The organism is Sphingomonas spermidinifaciens, from assembly GCF_002351485.1.
Lineage (GTDB): Bacteria > Pseudomonadota > Alphaproteobacteria > Sphingomonadales > Sphingomonadaceae > Sphingomonas > Sphingomonas spermidinifaciens.
Genome location: NZ_NWMW01000001.1, coordinates 2,053,863 through 2,071,791, shown reverse-complemented (window position 1 = coordinate 2,071,791; position 17,929 = coordinate 2,053,863). Strand labels below are relative to the sequence as shown.

20 protein-coding genes are annotated in these 17,929 nt (G+C 67.5%); 11 read left to right on the top strand and 9 right to left on the bottom strand.

Features of this window, described 5'->3' with window-relative positions:
• Positions 1 to 88 precede the first annotated feature (88 nt).
• The 5 genes from COC42_RS09915 to COC42_RS09895 all read left to right on the top strand — a co-directional run bounded on the left by COC42_RS09915 (position 89) and on the right by COC42_RS09895 (position 4,825).
• On the top strand, positions 89 to 1,186 hold the full coding sequence (locus COC42_RS09915) for a sensor histidine kinase (RefSeq protein WP_096343227.1): 1,098 nt from the start codon (positions 89 to 91) through the stop codon (positions 1,184 to 1,186).
• A complete protein-coding gene (locus tag COC42_RS09910; RefSeq protein WP_096342940.1) occupies positions 1,183 to 1,989 on the top strand; it encodes a LytR/AlgR family response regulator transcription factor in 807 nt (268 codons plus the stop codon). Before COC42_RS09915 ends, COC42_RS09910 begins: the two co-directional genes overlap by 4 nt.
• Positions 1,990 to 1,991: 2 nt before the next feature.
• On the top strand, positions 1,992 to 2,798 hold the full coding sequence (gene aac(3), locus COC42_RS09905) for an aminoglycoside 3-N-acetyltransferase (RefSeq protein ID WP_096342939.1): 807 nt from the start codon (positions 1,992 to 1,994) through the stop codon (positions 2,796 to 2,798).
• Between the two features lie 87 nt (positions 2,799 to 2,885).
• Positions 2,886 to 4,337 (top strand): hypothetical protein, encoded by a 1,452-nt coding sequence (locus COC42_RS09900; RefSeq protein ID WP_096342938.1) that lies wholly within the window; start codon positions 2,886 to 2,888, stop codon positions 4,335 to 4,337.
• A gap of 17 nt (positions 4,338 to 4,354) precedes the next feature.
• A complete protein-coding gene (locus COC42_RS09895) occupies positions 4,355 to 4,825 on the top strand; it encodes a hypothetical protein (protein WP_096342937.1) in 471 nt (156 codons plus the stop codon).
• Here the strand turns inward: COC42_RS09895 and COC42_RS09890 are convergent.
• Positions 4,777 to 5,052: a DUF3297 family protein gene (locus tag COC42_RS09890; RefSeq protein WP_096342936.1), complete on the bottom strand. Its 276-nt coding sequence runs from the start codon at positions 5,050 to 5,052 to the stop codon at positions 4,777 to 4,779. The two genes, COC42_RS09895 and COC42_RS09890, sit on opposite strands and share 49 nt — an antisense overlap.
• A gap of 69 nt (positions 5,053 to 5,121) precedes the next feature.
• The gene (locus COC42_RS09885) at positions 5,122 to 5,499 is read right to left on the bottom strand and encodes a hypothetical protein (protein ID WP_096342935.1); all 378 of its coding nucleotides are present in this window, start codon (positions 5,497 to 5,499) and stop codon (positions 5,122 to 5,124) included.
• A gap of 157 nt (positions 5,500 to 5,656) precedes the next feature.
• On the opposite strand from COC42_RS09885, the gene COC42_RS09880 reads away from it, so the two are divergent.
• Both COC42_RS09880 and COC42_RS09875 read left to right on the top strand, forming a co-directional pair.
• Complete coding sequence (locus COC42_RS09880; protein ID WP_245843968.1) at positions 5,657 to 6,061, top strand: EVE domain-containing protein; 405 nt, start codon at positions 5,657 to 5,659, stop codon at positions 6,059 to 6,061.
• 38 nt (positions 6,062 to 6,099) lie between these two features.
• The gene (locus COC42_RS09875) at positions 6,100 to 7,473 is read left to right on the top strand and encodes a glutamate--cysteine ligase (protein ID WP_096342934.1); all 1,374 of its coding nucleotides are present in this window, start codon (positions 6,100 to 6,102) and stop codon (positions 7,471 to 7,473) included.
• Positions 7,474 to 7,611: 138 nt separating this feature from the next.
• On the opposite strand, the gene COC42_RS09870 is transcribed toward COC42_RS09875, so the two are convergent.
• Complete coding sequence (locus tag COC42_RS09870; protein WP_141395828.1) at positions 7,612 to 8,940, bottom strand: methyltransferase family protein; 1,329 nt, start codon at positions 8,938 to 8,940, stop codon at positions 7,612 to 7,614.
• Positions 8,941 to 9,097: 157 nt separating this feature from the next.
• On the opposite strand from COC42_RS09870, the gene COC42_RS09865 reads away from it, so the two are divergent.
• A complete protein-coding gene (locus COC42_RS09865) occupies positions 9,098 to 11,008 on the top strand; it encodes a M61 family metallopeptidase (RefSeq protein ID WP_096342933.1) in 1,911 nt (636 codons plus the stop codon).
• Positions 11,009 to 11,126: 118 nt separating this feature from the next.
• A complete protein-coding gene (ppa, locus tag COC42_RS09860; protein WP_096342932.1) occupies positions 11,127 to 11,708 on the top strand; it encodes an inorganic diphosphatase in 582 nt (193 codons plus the stop codon).
• Positions 11,709 to 11,790: 82 nt separating this feature from the next.
• Here ppa and COC42_RS09855 read toward each other — a convergent pair whose 3' ends face one another.
• Positions 11,791 to 12,069: a CsbD family protein gene (locus tag COC42_RS09855; RefSeq protein ID WP_096342931.1), complete on the bottom strand. Its 279-nt coding sequence runs from the start codon at positions 12,067 to 12,069 to the stop codon at positions 11,791 to 11,793.
• Between the two features lie 49 nt (positions 12,070 to 12,118).
• Positions 12,119 to 12,784, bottom strand: a complete 666-nt coding sequence (gene msrA / locus COC42_RS09850) for a peptide-methionine (S)-S-oxide reductase MsrA (protein ID WP_096343224.1) — start codon at positions 12,782 to 12,784, stop codon at positions 12,119 to 12,121.
• A 130-nt stretch (positions 12,785 to 12,914) separates the two neighbouring features.
• Between msrA and COC42_RS09845 the strand changes: the two genes are divergently transcribed.
• Positions 12,915 to 13,097, top strand: a complete 183-nt coding sequence (locus COC42_RS09845; RefSeq protein ID WP_141395826.1) for a hypothetical protein — start codon at positions 12,915 to 12,917, stop codon at positions 13,095 to 13,097.
• Here the strand turns inward: COC42_RS09845 and COC42_RS17660 are convergent.
• The 3 genes from COC42_RS17660 to pabB all read right to left on the bottom strand — a co-directional run bounded on the left by COC42_RS17660 (position 13,090) and on the right by pabB (position 16,376).
• Positions 13,090 to 13,248 carry a hypothetical protein gene (locus tag COC42_RS17660; protein ID WP_176484606.1) on the bottom strand — a complete coding sequence of 53 codons (159 nt, stop codon included), beginning with the start codon at positions 13,246 to 13,248 and terminating at the stop codon, positions 13,090 to 13,092. The genes COC42_RS09845 and COC42_RS17660 overlap by 8 nt on opposite strands.
• Positions 13,249 to 13,382: 134 nt before the next feature.
• Positions 13,383 to 14,582, bottom strand: coding sequence for a pyridoxal phosphate-dependent aminotransferase (locus tag COC42_RS09840; protein WP_096342929.1), 1,200 nt, complete (start codon positions 14,580 to 14,582; stop codon positions 13,383 to 13,385).
• Between the two features lie 45 nt (positions 14,583 to 14,627).
• Positions 14,628 to 16,376: an aminodeoxychorismate synthase component I gene (pabB, locus tag COC42_RS09835; protein WP_096342928.1), complete on the bottom strand. Its 1,749-nt coding sequence runs from the start codon at positions 16,374 to 16,376 to the stop codon at positions 14,628 to 14,630.
• Between the two features lie 77 nt (positions 16,377 to 16,453).
• Here pabB and COC42_RS09830 point away from each other — a divergent pair, with 77 nt between their 5' ends.
• Positions 16,454 to 17,116, top strand: coding sequence for an MBL fold metallo-hydrolase (locus COC42_RS09830; RefSeq protein ID WP_096342927.1), 663 nt, complete (start codon positions 16,454 to 16,456; stop codon positions 17,114 to 17,116).
• Here the strand turns inward: COC42_RS09830 and COC42_RS09825 are convergent.
• Entirely contained in the window at positions 17,113 to 17,847 is a 735-nt protein-coding gene (locus COC42_RS09825; RefSeq protein ID WP_176484605.1) for a Crp/Fnr family transcriptional regulator, read from the bottom strand. The two genes, COC42_RS09830 and COC42_RS09825, sit on opposite strands and share 4 nt — an antisense overlap.
• Positions 17,848 to 17,929: the final 82 nt, after the last annotated feature.

Here is a 17,929-nt window from a genome sequence, read left to right as displayed (position 1 = left end):
ATCGGGGCCGTCGTTCCCATGGGGACGGCGGCCCCTTTCCTATCCGGCTTTTGCCCTTCCCCGACCGAGCCGCTACATGGAGCCGCACATGGCGAGCGCCGCGATCCTCTCCCGCCCCTTCTTCGAACAGAAGAGCCGCGCCTTCTGGATGCTGCAGGCCGCCGGCTGGTCGGGGTACCTGATCCTGCGCATGGTGTCGGGGGTCTCGAACAATCCCAGCCTCGACAATGTCATCCCGATCATCATCGAATCGATCGTCGGCTATTGCCTGACGCTGCTGCTCTCGACGCTTTACGGCTATTATCGACGGCTGCCGCGGATCACCGGCATCCTCGCGGTCGTCGCAACGCTGGCGGCGGCGACGGTCATCTACGCGGTGCTCGACGCCTTCACCTTCTCGTTCATCCGCTCGGCGAGCCCCGGCATCACCGTCAATCTCGTGCTCGCGACGGTGTTCCTCAACTTCACCGTGCTGGCCGGCTGGACCGCGCTCTATTTCGGCATCAACTGGTATCTAATCGTCGAGGATCAGATCGACCGCATGCAGGCGCTCGAGCTTCAGGCCTCGTCGGCGCAGCTGGCGATGCTGCGCTACCAGCTCAACCCGCACTTCCTCTTCAACACGCTCAACTCGATCTCGACGCTGGTCCTCCTCAAGCAGACCGAGCGCGCGAACGTGATGCTTTCCCGCCTCTCCTCGTTCCTGCGCTACACCCTCGCCAACGAGCCGACCGCGCATGTCACCCTGGCGCAGGAGATCGAGACGCTGAAGCTCTATCTCGAGATCGAGAAGATGCGCTTCGAGACGCGGCTGCGGCCCGTCTTCGACGTCGATGCGCGGGTCGAGCGCGCGCGGCTGCCCTCGCTGCTCCTTCAGCCGCTGGTCGAAAACGCGATCAAGTACGCCGTGACGCCGCTTGAAGAGGGGGCGGAGATCGCGGTTTCGGCACGGCTCGCCGGGGATCGGGTGCAGATCGCCGTGACCGACAGCGGTCCGGGGTTGATGCAGGGCAAATCTCGGCCAAGCCTTTCCACCGGCGTGGGCCTGGCCAATATCCGCGACCGTCTGGCCCAGGCTTACGGCGCGGAGCACCGTTTCGACACGGGGGCGAACCCCGGCGGCGGCTTCCGCGTTGAGATCGAAATTCCGTTCCAGGTCGAGGAACCCAGACGCGAGGCAGCATGACCATCCGTACCATCCTTGTCGACGACGAGTCGCTGGCCATCCAGGGCCTCGAACTGCGGCTCGAAGCGCATGAGGACGTCGAGATCATCGACAAGTGCTCGAACGGCCGCGAGGCGATCCGCTCGATCAAGACCCACAAGCCCGACCTCGTCTTTCTCGACGTCCAGATGCCCGGCTTTGACGGCTTTTCGGTGGTGCAGGGGCTGATGGAGGTCGAACCGCCGCTGTTCGTCTTCGTCACCGCCTATTCCGACCACGCGATTCGCGCGTTCGAGGCGCAGGCGGTCGATTACCTGATGAAGCCCGTCGAGGAGGCACGGCTTGCCGACACGCTCGACCGCGTGCGCCAGCGCCTGACCGAGAAGCGCGGCGTCGAGGAAGTCGAGAAGCTGAAGGAAGTGCTAGCGGAGGTTGCGCCCGATGCGGTCGATCAGATCGAGGGCGGCAACGCGGGCGGCGAGCTCGCCTCGAATCGCTTCGAGAAGCTCATCAACATCAAGGATCGCGGCCAGATCTTTCGAGTGGACGTCGATTCGATCGAGCGCATCGACGCGGCCGGCGACTACATGTGCATCTATACCGGCGACAACACGCTCATTCTCCGTGAGACGATGAAGGACCTCGAAAAGCGGCTCGACCCGCGCCGCTTCCAGCGCGTCCACCGCTCGACGATCGTCAACCTCGACCTCGTCCGGCAGGTGAAGCCGCATACCAATGGCGAATGCTTCCTCGTGCTCGATTCGGGCGCGCAGGTGAAGGTCAGCCGCAGCTATCGCGACGTGGTGGCCCGCTTCGTCCACTGAGGATGCGCAGCGCCACCGATCTTGCCGCCGATCTCCATGCACTGGAGCTCGGCGGCGGCGACACCGTCATGACTCACGCCGGGATGCGCTCCGTCGGCCCGCTCATCAATGGCCCCGACACGCTGATCGAGGCGATCCGGATGGTAATCGGCACCGCAGGCACGCTCGTCGTCGCGACCGATTGGGAGGCACCCTATCTCCAGCACCTGATCGGCGAGGACGGGCGCGTGCCCGATGAGTGGCGCGATCACATCCCGCCCTATGACCCCGCCCGGTCGCGCGCGTTGCGCGAAAATGGCGTCTTCGCCGAGTTCGTGCGGACGACGCCGGGCGCGCGGCGAAGCGCCAACCCCAATTGTTCGGTCGCGGCGATCGGTGCACGCGCCGACTGGCTGACTGAGGGGCAGGCGCTCGATTATGGCTATGGCGAGGGCTCGCCGCTGGCGAAACTGGTTGAGGCCAAGGGAAAGGTGCTGCTGGTCGGGGCGCCGGCGCACAGCATGACGCTGCTCCACCATGCCGAGCATCTCGCCGACGTTCCGGGCAAGCGGGTGCTGCGCGAGGAAGTGCCGTTCCGCCGTGCCGATGGCGCGACCGAATGGCGCTGGTGCGAGGAGTATGAGTCGACCGAGGCGATCGTGCCGGGGTTTGACGATCTCTATTTCGATCAAATCGTCGCCGACTATCGAAGCAAGGGCGGTGCCGACGGGCCGGTCGGCGACGCCGCTGCCGAATTGTTCGACGCTGCCGACATCACCCGGTTCGCCGTCGGCTGGCTTGAGGCGCGCGTCCCTAGTCGAATCGACTAGCCCGCCTAGTCGCTTCGGGGAGCGCATGGCCGCCCCGCGTCGGGCACAAGCGCGCGCATCGGTCCGTCAGAGTCGGGAGCAAGTGCGATGGTCACGCCGGTCCAGCAATCCGCAGTCGACGACATCCGGGGCAAGCTCGACACCTCGGGCCTGTTCAACACCGTCACCCATGGCGAGATGAACGACATCGCCGCACGGCTGCGCGGGCTGTCGGCGGCGGACGCCGATGCGGTCATCGACGAGCTGGCGCGCACCGGCGACCTCTCCCGCCTTGCCGACGAGGCGGTGGACGGCTCCTGGTTCGGCAACGGCGGCTATTCGGCCGATGAGCGCGGCGCGCTGTTCGCCGACATGGCGGGCAAGCTCGACGCGCAGAGCCTGCGCACGCTGAGCGACGCCTTCGCCGCGACCGATGCCGGCGGCAATGACGGCCATGCCCGCGTCGGTGAGCTGGCGAGCGCGATCGCCACCCATGCCGCGCCGCAGACGCGCGTCGACTTCGTCCGGGAGATGGCGGGGCAGACCACCGATAGTGAGAGCATCAACAGCGCCGGCATCGGCGGCTCGTCGATCCGCGACGTCGATGCCGAGGCGAGCGCGGTTGGCACGGTGCTTGGCTCGCTTAACGGCGCGCAGGCCCAGGCGGCGTTCGAGGCGCTTTCGCCCGAGCAGCTACGTGCGGTCATGCGATCGGGCCTCGACGCGCGGCTCGACACCAGCAGCATGGGCGGCGGCGCGGTGGCGAGCTGGGACGTCGGCAATCTGCGCGGCGTGCTCGATGCCGCGGCGACGATCCCCGATGCCGATCGCAAGGCGCAGATCTTCGATGCCGGCGTCGACACGATGCGGACGGTGCGCGACACCAGCACGATCATCGGCGGGCTGACGACGATCGGCAAGGATGACGCCATGGCCTCGATCCGGGACGGACTGACAGCCATCATCAACAGCGACACCGCGGGCGTGGTGAGTGAGCTCAACCGCAACACGCCGACGCGTCAGGGCGACGATTTCGCCGCCTATGCCAAGGAGATGCTGGCGAGCGGGCAGGAGGCGCGGCTGGGCGAGCAGATGGCGCGCATCCAGTTCGGCAACGCCAACAACGAAAATCCGGTCGATCGCCTCTATGCTGAGACCCCCGTGCCCGGCACCCCCGGCGACGTGCGGCTCCAGAATACCGAGGCGCTCGGCTATTTCATCGGCGGCGTGACACGCGCGGCGAACAGCATCACCAGCGACGTGCAGGCGCAGCGGGCGATGACGACCAACGTGCTCAATTCGGTGCTGTCGGTCGTCGACAAGGTAGGCGGTAGGATCTACGGCAACGCGGTGGGCATTCCTGCAAGCGTCGCCACCCGCTGGGTCCAGACCGCTGCCGAGGCGGCGATCGGCGATCCCACCGCCAATGCCGCGGATCAGCTGACCCGCACCGCACTGCCCGAACATCCCGCGACCGGCGAATCGGCGGTGGGCACGCGCGTCGAGGAGGCGTTCACCGCCGCCCGCGTGCGCGTGCAGAGCAGCACGGCCGGCCTTTGAGGACAGCGGCGGTCGCGATGGGGATCGTCGCCTTCGGTCTCGGCAGCTGCGATGCGGCAGCTCCCGCGCCCCCGCCGCTGCCCGAGACGATCGTCGAGCCGGCGGCCGGCTCCTGGCCGTTCGGCCAGCGCGATGCCGCGCGCGAGGCGGCGGTGCTCGCCAGCGTGCGCACGCAGTTCGGACCTGCATTCGGCGAGGTCGGGCTGATCGAGTCGCGGGTGCTCAGGGCCGGGCGCGAGCGGGCGCTGATCGAGGCACTATCGAGTCGCCTGGTGAGCGAAGGCTGGCAGCCGACGCCCGCAGCCGGAACGATCGGCGGCGCGGCGGCACGCTTCTGGCACAAGGGGCGCAGCCTCTACGGCGTCGCGCTGCCCCCGGTCGAAGCGGGCCGCGCGGTGCGCCCGCTACTGGTGCTCGGGAACGCCGCCGCCGGCGCGGCTCAGGCCTCGTCTTCGGCGACCGCTGCGGGCTCGCCCGCGGCATCCTGAAACCAGGCCTCGACCGGGCCGGACAGCTTGATCGTCAGCGGGTTGCCGTGGCGATCGGTCTTGCGGCCGACCTGAACGCGGATCCATCCTTCAGAGATCGAATATTCCTCGACGTCGGTGCGTTCGGCGCCCTTGAAGCGGATACCGACGCCGCGCTCGAGCGCGGCTTGGTCGAAATGGGGGCTTTTGGGCTGGATCGACAGGCGATCGGGGGGCGTATCGGTCATGCCCGCGCCCTTAGCGCCGCTTGGCCCGAATCGAAAGGGGCGGCAGCCTCAGCCACCGCCCCCGGCTCGTCAGCAATAGTTTACGCGGACGCGGCGCCCCAGATACGGATCGTAGACACGCCGGATGCAATTGCCCCGCCAATAACGGCGCGGCGCCGCATAGGCATAGCCGCCGCGCCACCGCGGCCCATAATAGGCACGCGGGCCATAATAGCCGCGAGGACCGTAGTAACCGCGCGGACCGTAGAAGCCGCGATCATAGTAACGATCGCGCGCGATGGCGCTGCCGAGCGCCAGGCCCGCGACGCCGCCGATGATCGCCGCCGCTGCCACGTCGCCGCCGCGGTCGCGGTGGTAGCGCCGCCACTGCGCCTCGGCCGGCGCTGCTGCCGTCAGCATCGTCGCGCCCGCAACTAGGCCGAGCGTCGCTTTCTTCACGAGTGTCATGGGTCAAGCCTCCTCAAACTGTCGCACCGGATGCACGAGGGTTGAACGCAGGCATCGTCGCGACGATAGCACATCGCCTAGGCGATTCGTACTGAACCGACGAAGAACCGGCCGTTCAGCCGGGGTTTAACTAGATGAACGGAAAGGATTTCGAGCCTTGGCGCTGTGGCTGATGAAATCGGAGCCCGACGTGTTCTCGTGGGACGACCTGGTCCGCGACGGGAAGACAGAGTGGGACGGCGTGCGCAACCATACCGCCGCACGCAACCTGCGCGAGATGAAGGTCGGCGACCGCGCCTTCTTCTATCACAGCAATATCGGGCTTCAGATCGTCGGCATCATGGAGATTGCGCGCGAGGCGAAGAAGGACGGCGAGGAGGGCAACTGGGTGTCGGTCGAATGCGGCCCGGTCGAACCTCTCCCCAATCCTGTAACGCTCAAGGCGATCAAGGCCGAACCCCGCCTCGCCGAGATGGAGCTCGTCAAATATTCGCGACTGTCGGTGGGCCGCGTGACGCCCGCCGAATGGGACGTCGTCCTCGAAATGGCGGGCGCGAAATGACGCTGGCGCGGCCCCGCGGCCGAGCGTAGAGGCGCCGAATGAGCACCAAGACGGTTTCGGTCAGCAACTCGCCCGTGATCGAGGATCGATCGCAGCTGATCGACTATTTCGCGCGCGGCGAGAAGCCCGCCGGACGGTGGCGGATCGGTACCGAGCACGAGAAGTTCGTCTATCGCACCGACGACTTCCGCGCGCCGAGCTATGACGAGCCGGGCGGCATCCGCGACCTCCTAATGGCGCTCACCGCCTATGGCTGGACCCCGGTCGAGGAGGGCGGCCATGTCATCGCGCTCGCCGGGCCGGACGGCACCGTCAGCCTCGAGCCCGCGGGCCAGCTTGAACTGTCGGGCGCGCCGCTCGAGAACCTGCACCAGACCTGTGCCGAGACGGGCCGCCACCTCGAGCAGGTGAAGGCGGTGGGCGAGCAGCTCGGCCTCGGCTTCCTCGGCCTCGGCATGTGGCCCGACAAGACCCGCGCCGAGCTGCCGATCATGCCAAAGGGTCGCTATGCGATCATGCTGCGGCACATGCCGCGGGTGGGGTCTATGGGGCTCGACATGATGCTGCGGACCTGCACGATCCAGGTCAATCTCGACTATTCCAGCGAAGCCGACATGGCGAAGAAGTTCCGCGTGGGGCTGGCGCTCCAGCCGCTGGCGACCGCGCTCTTCGCCAATTCGCCGCTGACCGAGGGGCGTCCCAACGGGATGCTCTCCTATCGCAGCCACATCTGGTCGGACACCGACCCGCACCGCACCGGCATGCTGCCCTTCGTGTTCGAGGACGGCTTCGGCTACGAGCGGTACGCCGACTACGCGCTCGATGTACCGATGTACTTCGTCTATCGCGACGGCCGCTATATCGACGCCGCGGGCCTCAGCTTCCGCGACTTCCTGAAGGGCGAGCTGCCGGCGCTGCCCGGTGAGAAGCCGACGATCGACGACTGGGCCGATCATCTCTCGACCGCCTTCCCTGAGGTCCGGCTCAAGACTTTCCTCGAGATGCGCGGCGCCGATGGGGGCCCGTGGGGCCGCATCTGCGCATTGCCGGCGCTTTGGGTCGGGCTGCTCTACGACCAGGACGCGCTCGATGCGGCGTGGGATCTGGTCAAGGGCTGGTCGATGGCCGACCGGGAAGCGCTTCGGAGCGACGTGCCCCGGCTCGCGCTCGATGCGCCGCTGCCGGGCGGCGGGAAGCTCCGCGATATTGCACGCGAAGTGCTGGGCATCGCCCATCGCGGCCTCGCTTCGCGCGCTCGCCGCAATGCCTCGGGCGACGACGAGACGGGCTTCCTCGAACCGCTGAACGAGATCGTCCGATCGGGCAAGGTGCCGGCGGAGCGACTGCTCGAGCGCTATCACGCGCAATGGGACGGGGATGCGATGGGCATCTACCGCGAGAATCGGTTCTGATACCTAGCGCGCTGTCTGATCCCTGGCCCGTCCGTGCCGAGCAGAGACCGAGTAGCGGCGCAGCCGCGTATCGAAGGCGCTTATCGAAGTACCGCGCCGTGCGCTAACATCCCTCGACACGCTCCCTGACGGAGCTACTCAGTCACTACTCGGGACAAATGGAGGTTGGTTGGGCTGCTTCGAGCCCCGCAGCCACGCGAAGAACCGCGGCACCGGCGCATTCCGCGCCATCCAGTCGCTATACTCGCGATAGACCGGGTCCATCCCCAGATGCCGCTCCTCGGTCTTGGCGCGCCAGTAATAGACGCCGCTGACCACCCCCATCAGCAGCGTGTTGCGGACCGCATCCTGCCAGTCGCCGCTCGCGGGCAGCATCGGCAGCACCGCCAGCCACCAGAACAGGTTCTTCGAGAGATAGGCCGGATGCCGCGAAAAAGCGTAGGGGCCGTGCGTCAGTATGCCGCGATGCGTGAGGTTCGAGAAGCGGAAGCCGAATGCCATCGTCGCCCAGGCATAGATGCCCGTGAGGCCGACCAGCGCCGCCCCCCAGACCCATAACAGCACCGGCCGCCCCGCCAGCCACACCGCCCAGCCATCGGGCCCGTGCGTCCCCTGATGATAGTCGAGCGGCCCGCCATCGCCCATCAGGATGAAGGGCGGGTAGCAGATGAGCGCCGCCATCCACGCCGCCGCGAACGGATTGGCGGTGCGGATGTGCGCGTCGAGCGGCTTCAGCGTCAGGACATAGCCCACGGTCGCGAACGCCACGTCGATCATGAACATGAAGGTGATGAGCCACATGGCGAGCGCTGTGGGGCTCGCCAGCACCTGCCCCACGTCGCCGCGGATGAACGCGCCGAACCCGCCGGGCACGATTGCCAGCATGAAGGCCATGAAGAAGCCCTTCACCGCCCAGGCGCGCGCATGATGCGCGATCGCGGTGTGGTCGATCTCTTCGTCGAGGCCCATGACCCACGCGCCGAAATGCCAGGTGCCGTCGCGCGGCTCGACCGTCACTCGGTCGATGAGGAAGATGTACGGGATCGACAGCGCGAACAGCCAAGGTGCGGCGGCCTGAAAGCACGCCATCGCGAAGCCGAACATGCCGTCATGATAGACGCGCACGCTGAAATAGATGAGGCCGATGACGCCCCATGTCAGCCACAGCCCGGCGAGCCGCGTCAGGCTGATCTCGAAGGTTTCGCGCCACGGCCGGGGGTTCGACCAGTCGAGGCCGGTAGAGCCGTGCCGATGCACCTTGTCGACGAACACCGCCCACAACACCATCGGCAGCCCGCAGGCGACGAGATTGGTCAGCGCCGAAAACGGCCCGTCCATGCCGTTGATCTTGGCGATACCCGTCCAGGTCAACAGGCCGGCGAGGCCGACGAGGCCGCATCCGGTTGAAACCGCCGACTTCGGACGCGGATCGGCCGCGCGAGCGGCAAGGCGCTTGTCGTGATACATCGCCGCGCTGCCTAGCGCACAAATGGTAAGCGCCGCGTGAAGGCCGATGGGTGCGGCTGTGACGATATCACGCGAAACCGGCTTGATGCCGCGCCCGGACGGGTCTTTATTGCGGCCAACGCCCGCACCCGCCCTGTCCCCGATCTGAAAGGCCCTCATGCACCGTCGCCTTGCGCTTGCCGCCGTCCTCTTCGCCTCGTCCGCCGCCGCGCTCGCGCAGCAGGGCAACACCCTGCCCCAGCCGCTGCCGATCGAGGCGACGATCCCCGCGCCGCGCGATGTCGACTATCCGGGCGTTATCAGGCTCGATGTCGACGCGACCGACGTCGATCGCGCGATCTGGCGCGTGAAGGAAACAATCCCGGTGGCGGAGGCTGGCCGCATGACGCTGCTGATGCCGGCCTGGCTGCCCGGCAACCATGCGCCGCGCGGGCAGATCGAGAAGCTTGCCGGCCTCGTCATCCGCGCCAATGGCCGCGTGATCCCGTGGACGCGCGATCCGGTCGACGTCTATGCCTTCCACATCGACGTGCCCGCGGGCGTGAAGAGCATCGAGGCGAGCTTCGACTTCCTCTCGGCGACCAAGGCCGACCAGGGCCGCATCATGGTCGCGCCCAACATGCTCAACCTGCAGTGGGAAGCGGTCAGCCTCTATCCCGCGGGCTATTACACCCGCCGCATTCCGATCCAGGCGAACGTCAAATATCCGGCCGGCTGGACCGCCGCCTCGGGGTTGCCCGCGACGAAGAACGGCCCCTTCTACGCCTATCAGCAGACGAGCTACGAGACGCTGCAGGACTCGCCCGTCTTCGCCGGCCGCTATTATCGCGAGTTCAAGCTTAGCCCCCGCGTCGATCTCAACGTCTTCGCCGACAAGCCCGAGGAGCTCGAGGCGACGCCCGAGCAGGTCGCCGCGCACCAGCGACTCGTCGAGCAGTCGGTGAAGCTGTTCGGCGCGCAGCATTACGACCGCTACGAGTTCCTGCTGGCCATCACGGACCAGATGGGCGGCATCGGCCTCGAACATCATCGCAGTTCCGAGAACGGCGTGCCGTCGGGCTATTTCACCAAGTGGAACGACGGACCGGGCCGCCGCAACCTCCTCCCCCACGAGTTCACGCACAGCTGGGACGGCAAGTTCCGCCGCGGCGCGGACCTGTGGACCCCCGATTTCAAGACGCCGATGCGCAACTCGATGCTGTGGGTGTATGAGGGGCAGACGCAGTTCTGGGGCTATGTGCTCCAGGCACGGTCGGGCCTCGTCTCGAAGGCAGACACGCTCGACATGCTCGCGGCGATCTATGCGGGACTCGACAGCCGGCCGGGCCGCGACTGGCGGCCGCTGATCGACACGACCAACGATCCCATCATCTCCGCCCGCCGCCCGAAGGGCTGGGTCAGCTGGCAGCGAAGCGAGGACTACTACAACGAAGGGCTGCTGATCTGGCTCGAGGCCGATGCCAAGTTGCGCGAGCTGTCGGGCGGGAAGAAGTCGATGGACGATTTCGCACGCGCCTTTTTCGGGATGCGCGACGGCGACTGGGGCGTGCTGACCTATGATCTCGACGAGGTGGTGCGGACGCTCGAAGGCGTGCAGCCCTATGACTGGCGCGGTTTCCTCGACGCGCGCGTCTATCAGGTGAACAAGCGCGCGCCGGTCGCCGGGTTCGAGGCCAACGGCTATCGCGTCGTCTTCACCGAGGAACCGTCGCCCTACCTCAAGAGCACCGAGAAGGAGGGTACCGCCGACTTCTTCTATTCGCTCGGCATGACGATCGGCAAGGAAGGCGCGGTCAGCGCGGTGCGCTGGGACGGGCCGGCGTTCGAGCAGAAGATCGACGTCGCGACCACGGTCGTCTCGGTCAACGGCGCCGCGTATACGCCGGAGGTGCTGAGGGCTGCGGTGACCGCCAACAAGGGCGGGCAGGCGCCGATCCGGCTGCTCCTGAAGCACGACGACCGCTATCGCGAGGCGGTGATCGACTATCGCGGCGGCCTTCGCTACCCGCGCGCGCAGAAGATCGGGACCGGCGAGGGCGGCCTCGACCGACTGCTTTCGGCGAAGTGAAGTCGCCGCGCCGGCACAGTTCGGCGCAAGACAGGGATCGACGGGTGCGGCGCCTCCATTGACGCGCCGCAACAAATGCCTATGCGCAACTCCCAGCATCTTTCAGGGAGTTTGGACCATGCGCATCGACAAGGTGCCTGTTGGCAAGTCGCCGCCCGATGATCTCAATGTCATCATCGAGGTGCCCACCGGCGGCGAGCCCGTGAAGTACGAGTTCGACAAGGCGTCGGGCGCGCTGTTCGTCGATCGCATCCTGCACACCCCGATGCGCTATCCCGCGAACTATGGCTTCGTGCCGCATACGCTGAGTCCCGACGGCGATCCGCTCGACGCGCTGGTCGTCGCGCGGAGCCCCTTCATCCCCGGCTGCGTGGTTCGCGCCCGCCCGATCGCGGTCCTCAATCTCGAGGACGAGGCGGGCGGCGACGAGAAGCTCGTCTGCGTCCCCGTCGACGCGACCTTCCCCTATTATTCGAAGGTCGGCGAGAAGGACGACCTGCCCGAGATCGTGTTCGAGCAAATTGAGCACTTCTTCACCCACTACAAGGATCTCGAGAAGAAGAAGTGGGTGCGCGTCGGCACCTGGGGCGACCGCGAGGAGGCGCGCCGCGTGACGATGGAGGCGATCGAGCGCTATGACGCCCACAAGGCCAAGGGCGAGGAACCGATGAACCACGACGTTCCGGGCCGCGACGACTGAGTCAATCGGCTACCGGCGAACGGACAGCTTCGAACAGGGCGGCGGGGATCACACACCCTCGCCGCCCATTTTTTGCGCGGCGTTACTCGGGCTTGCGACCGAACGCGGCGAACAGGGCCGCGCCCGCCGCGGCAGCAATCCCGATTGCAGCCAGCGGCTGACGGCGCGCGAAGTCGAGCGCGGGCTCCAGCGTTTCCTCAATCGCCGCTTGAAAGTGACCAAGCGACTTCTGGCCGCGCCCGGCGGCAGCGTCGGCAGTCCCCTCGGCCCTCAGGCTCTCGTCCTCGACCGCGGCGCCCAGCGTCTGCTTGGCCTTGCCGCCGAATTCGCGAATCGTGCCTTCGACGATGTTCTCGTTCATGTCCGTCCTCCGTTTTCGAGGGGCATGACGCGCCGCCGCGGCGAAAGTTTCAGCCGCGCACCAGCCGCGGATAGGCCGACCTGAGCGCCGCCACCTTGGGCGCATCCCAGCGAACGATATAGGGGTGGCGCGGGTTGCGACGGGCGAAGTCCTGATGCTCGGCCTCGGCCGGGAAGAAGCCGCCTTGCTCGATGCGCGTCACGATTGGGCGCCCGTCATAAGGGTTCGCCTTCTTCAGCTGCGCGATGTAGCGCGCCGCCACCGCCGCCTGTTCGCGCGATTGCGGGAAAATCGCCGAGCGATAGCTGGGGCCGCGGTCCGGCCCCTGCCGGTTGAGCTGCGTCGGATCGTGCGCGACCGAAAAATAGAGCTGGAGCAGCCGACCATAGCTGACGACGGCAGGGTCATAGGTGATTCGCACCGCCTCGGCATGGCGCGTCCGCTCGGTCGAGACCGCGCGGTAATTGGCGGTCGCGCGATCACCGCCGGCATAGCCGGAGGTGACGTCGGTCACGCCCTTCACCTGCTCGAACACCGCCTCCATCCCCCAGAAGCAGCCGCCCGCCAGCACCGCGACCGCACGCCCCTTGCCGGCCGGCACGTCGGCGGCGGGCGCGGGTAGCGGCACCGCGCGCTCCGCATGGCCAGGCGTTGCGGTGAGGGCGATCCCTAGGGCAGCGGCGCCGGTCACGCCGGCGATCCAGAGCGGCTTCATCCATGCCTCCTTTGCATCCGCGCCAAACATGGTGCGTCGGGCGACGAAGTAAAAGCGGCCGGCGGTGCAACGCGGGTGACTTACGCGGCGTTTAGGGACGGGGCCTGTAATCGCGTTCGGGGATGTGACCGTGACGATCTTCCATCCGCTGCTGATTGAGGCGGTGCGCGATGCGCGACCGCTCGACGATCACGAACTCAGACTCTTTGCCGAATCGATCCGCGATCAGGTGCGGCCGGCGACCCACGCCCCTGCCGAGCCGCCGCTCTTCCAATGGGCGAAACGGGCGATCGAGGGCTCGCGGATCAGCTGACCGCCGGCGTGACCGACGCATCGGCAGTGACCGGCGGATACATCGGCTTGTCCTCGGGCTGGGAGATCTGGAAACCGACCAGTGCCACCGCGCCCAGCGCGAAGCCCGAGAGGAAATGCCGGAGGAAGCCGGCGCGCGTCTTGTTCGTCATCGTCTGTCCCTTTGGCCGGGGCGGATGCCCGTTGATCCCGTGAGCCTCGTCGCTCGCCGGCCGTTTTAGCGATTCGGGTTGAACGGACGGTGGACCGCCCGTTCATCTGTCAGTCGGGTTTGGGGGGCACGCCGTCAGCGGCAGGCGCCGATGGCCTCGCCGATCCGCTCGCACGCGGTGCGCAGCAGCTCGTCGCTGGTCGCATAGCTGATTCGAAGCGCAGGCGAGAGACCGAACGCCGCCCCATGCACCGCCGCCACTCGCGCTTCGTCGAGCAGATAGCCGACAATCTTCTCGTCGCTGTCGAGCAGTTCGCCCTTGGGCGTCGTCTTGCCGATCACTCCCGAAAGATCAGGATAGACGTAGAAGGCGCCCTCCGGCGTCGGACAGGTGACGCCCGGGATTGCGTTGAGCATCCCGACGACGAGGTCGCGCCGCTTCTGGAATGCCGCCGCCCGCTCGGCGAGAAACGACTGGTCGCCCGACAGTGCCGCCACCGCCGCAGCCTGCGCGATGGAACAGGGGTTTGAGGTCGACTGCGACTGGAGCTTCGACATCGCCTTGATGAGCCAGGGCGCGCCGCCAGCGAAGCCGATCCGCCAGCCCGTCATCGAATAGGCCTTGGAACAGCCGTTGACCGTCAGCGTCCGTTCGTAGAGCGAGGGCACCACCTGCGCGATCGTCGCGAACTCGAAACCGTCATAGGTGATGTGCTCATACATGTCGTCGGCCATGATCCAGACATGCGGATGGCGTTCGAGCATGTGGCCGATCGCGCGAAGCTCGTCGGCGGTATAGGCCGCGCCCGTGGGGTTTGAGGGCGAATTGAGGATCAGCCACTTGGTCTTCTGGGTGATGACCGCCTCGATCTGGTCGGGTGTCACCTTGTAGTTCTGGTCGGAGCCCGCGGCGACGAACACCGGCGTCCCGCCCGCGAACTGGACGATGTCGGGATAGCTCACCCAATAGGGCGCGGGCACGATCACCTCGTCGCCCGGGTCGATCGTCGCGACCAGCGCGTTGAACAGCGTGTGCTTGCCGCCGACGTTCACGCTCACCTGATCGGGGGTGTAGGCAAGATCGTTGTCGCGCGCGAACTTGGCGACGATCGCCTGCTTAAGCGCGGCGGTGCCGTCGACATTGGTGTATTTGGTCTGCCCGTCGCGAATGGCCTTGATCGCGGCTTCCTTGACGAAGTCGGGCGTGTCAAAATCGGGCTCGCCCGCGCCCAGGCCGATCACGTCGACGCCCTTGGCCTTCAGCTCGAGCACGCGCGAGGTCATCGCGAGCGTGGCGGAGGGCTGGATGCGGCCGAGCGCGGTCGAGGGCGTCATGGGTCGGACTTTCGGTTGGCAGCGCACGAAGTTGCGCCGGCGCGCCTATACGCTTGTCGTTTGATGCGCCGCAACCATAACCGCCGAAACCAGCCCGCGAAGTGCATTGCCGAGCAGGAAGCCGCCGGCGAGGTCTTCTGGCGTGAGGTCGTGCTCGATCGCGCGACCGCTGGCGAGAAGCTCGGCGCGTAGTACGCCGGGGAGCAGCCCGCGCGAAGCCGGCGGGGTCAGGAGCACGCCGCCGCGCTCGACGAAGACGCTGGTGAAGCTGCCCTCGGTCACGAAGCCGGCGGGATCGACGAACACTACTTCGTCATGCGCGTCCCGCGCCGCGTCGTAGAAGCGCCGGTCGCTGGTCTTGTGCCGAAGGCGGAAGTCGGCCGGATCGACCGGCAGCGGGACCACCGCGACCCGCCACGGTTCGGCTCCGGCCGAGGGCAGCGGACCCGTCTCGATCGCCACCGCACCGCTTGGGCTCAGCATCAGCCGCACCCGCGCGCCCTCGCGCAGACGAAAGGTCGCGGCCTGGAGTTCGTTGCGGACGGCATGGCGATCGAACGGAAAGCCGAACGTCGCCGCACTGGCGCGCATCCGCTCGAGATGGCGCTCGAGCAGCACCAGCCCCTCGCGCGGGTCGAAGCGCATCGTCTCGATCAGGTCGAATGCGCGCGCGCCCTTGGTCAGGAACGCGCCCTTGGCGAGGCATTCGTCCCACTCGGCCACAGCCACCGAGTCGGCGACGATCCCCGAGCCGAGGCCGAGCGTCGCCCTGTCGCTCCCCGCCGGCAGCGTGAGCGTGCGGATCGCGACGTTGAACGCCGCGTCGCCGCCGGGTGCGAAATGGCCAATCGCGCCGGTATAGAGGCCGCGAGGGGCCCGCTCGATCTCGGCGATCGCCTGCATCGCGCGAAGCTTGGGCGCGCCGGTGATCGAGCCGCAGGGAAAGAGCGCCGTCATCACGTCCACCGCGTCGCGGCCGGGGGCAAGGTCCGCCTCGACGGTCGAAGTCATCTGATGGACGGTGGGATAGGCCTCGACCTCGAACAATCGCGGCACGCGGACGCTGCCCGGCACGGCGACGCGCGACAGGTCATTGCGCATCAGGTCGACGATCATCAGATTCTCGGCGCGCTGCTTGGGATCGGCGGCCAGCGCCTCGGCCGCGGCGCGGTCGGCAGCGGGGTCCGCAGCGCGCGGCGCGGTGCCCTTCATCGGGCGGGCGATCAGGCGGCCCCCTTCGGCCGTGAAGAACAGCTCGGGCGACAGCGACAGATGCACCGCCTTCCCCGTCGAGACCACCGCCCCCCACCCCGCGCCCGACGCCGCACGTAACCGGCCATAAGCGGCCAGCGGGTGACCGACCACCCGCGCGCTCGCCGGAAAGGTGAGGTTCGCCTGATAGATGTCGCCCGCGCGGATCAGCGCGAGCACCTCGTCGATCCGCGCGGCATAGGTGGCGAAGTCAATCGCCGGCTCGGCCGCGCCGATCCAGGCGCCCCGCGGATCGGGCAGGTCGGCGGGGTCGAAGGCCTCGAAGCAATTGAACAGCCCGAACCAGGCGAGTGGATCATACGGGCTGGCGGGCGCGCGATCTTCGAACGCGGCGCCCGCGCCGTAAGCGAGGAAGCCCGCCGCATGCAGGCCCCACTCGAGCCCCGCGCGCACCGCCTTCAGAACACCCGCGACCTCGCCCGCGTCGCGCGCGACGAGCACCATCTGCGGATCTCGGAACAGCCGCACCCGCCCGCCGGGCCGCGCATCGTCCAGAAGTACGAAAGGACCGTCGACCCCCATCACGTAGCACTGCCGCGCGAGTCGCGGAACGGCAAGCCTTCGTTGTCGGGCGCGGCCTTGCCGATTATGCCGGTTGCATGACCCAGCCCCCGCTTCGCGCCACGATCATCCCCGTGACCCCGCTCCAGCAGAACTGCACCTTGTTCTGGTGCACCGCGACGATGAAGGCGGCAGTCGTCGATCCCGGCGGCGACCTCGCCCGGATCGAGAGCGCCATTCAACAGGCGGGGGTAACGGTCGAGAAGATCCTGATCACTCACGGCCATATCGACCATTGCGGCGAGGCCAAGCCGCTTGCCGACAAGCTCGGCGTGCCGATCGAGGGGCCGCACGAGGCCGACCGCTTCTGGATCGCGCGCCTCGACGAGGATGGGCGGAACTACGGCATCCGCGGCGTCGTGTTCGAACCCGATCGCTGGCTGACCGAGGGCGAGACGGTGAGCGTCGGCGACCTCGAGCTGTCGGTCTGGCACTGCCCCGGCCACACGCCCGGCCATGTCGTCTTCCACCACGCGCCCTCGAAGCTCGCGATCGTCGGCGACGTCCTGTTCAAGGGCTCGATCGGCCGCACCGACTTCCCCTTGGGCGATCACGACGCGCTGATCGAAGCGATCGTCACAAAGCTTTGGCCGATGGGCGACGATACGCTGTTCCTGCCCGGCCATGGCGAACCCGGCCGCTTCGGCGAGGAACGACGGAGCAACCCCTTCGTCGCCGACCGGGTGCTGGCGGGGGCCTAACGCCCCGCTGGCAGCCAGCCGAGGTCGAGATCGCGATAGCGGTCGACATAGTTGGTCGCGGCCATCAGCGCGCGTTCGTCGCAGATCGTCACGCGCTGTCCCTCGCGCGCGATTAGCCCCTCTTCCTCGAGCTGGCGGAGCATCCGATTGACGTGGACCGCGGTCAGGCCGGTCGCGTCGCCCACTTCCTCCTGCGTGAGGCCGAGCGAGAAGCTCTCGCCGATCGACCCGTCGCCCGCTCGCAGCCGGCTGCGCCACTCGAGCAGCAGCGCGCCGACGCGCGCCTTCGCCGAAGTGCGACCGAGCGCCGCCAGCCGATCGGTCAGCGACACGCGATCGATCTGGCCATAAGCGAGGATCATCGAGGCGAGCCGCGGGTGCGCCTCGACCAGCTGCGCCAGCGCGCTCCGCTCGAACGGACAGACGACACTCTCGGTGACGGCGCAGATGGTCTCGGGCGCCTCAGGATAGACAAGGCCCGAAAGGCCCAGCATGTCGCCGGGAAAGTGGAAGCGCAGGATTTGACGGCTGCCGTCGCCGAGCAGCACATAGGTCATCATCAGCCCGCTGCGCAGCACGAACAACTCGCCCGACCGGTCGTTGCTGCGGCGCAGGATGCCCCCCCGCCGGACGGTGCGCGTGCGCTCCTCCAACCGCTCGAGCGTGTCGCGCTCCGCCGGGGTCAGTTCAATGTGCTGGCTAAGGACGTCGGCGAAACAACTGGCGGGCACGCTTATGTTCTCCCCGTTTGTTCCGCTTGAAAGCAGCGGCTCGACCGGCCCGCATTAAAGTCGATCAAGACGCTCCTTCTGC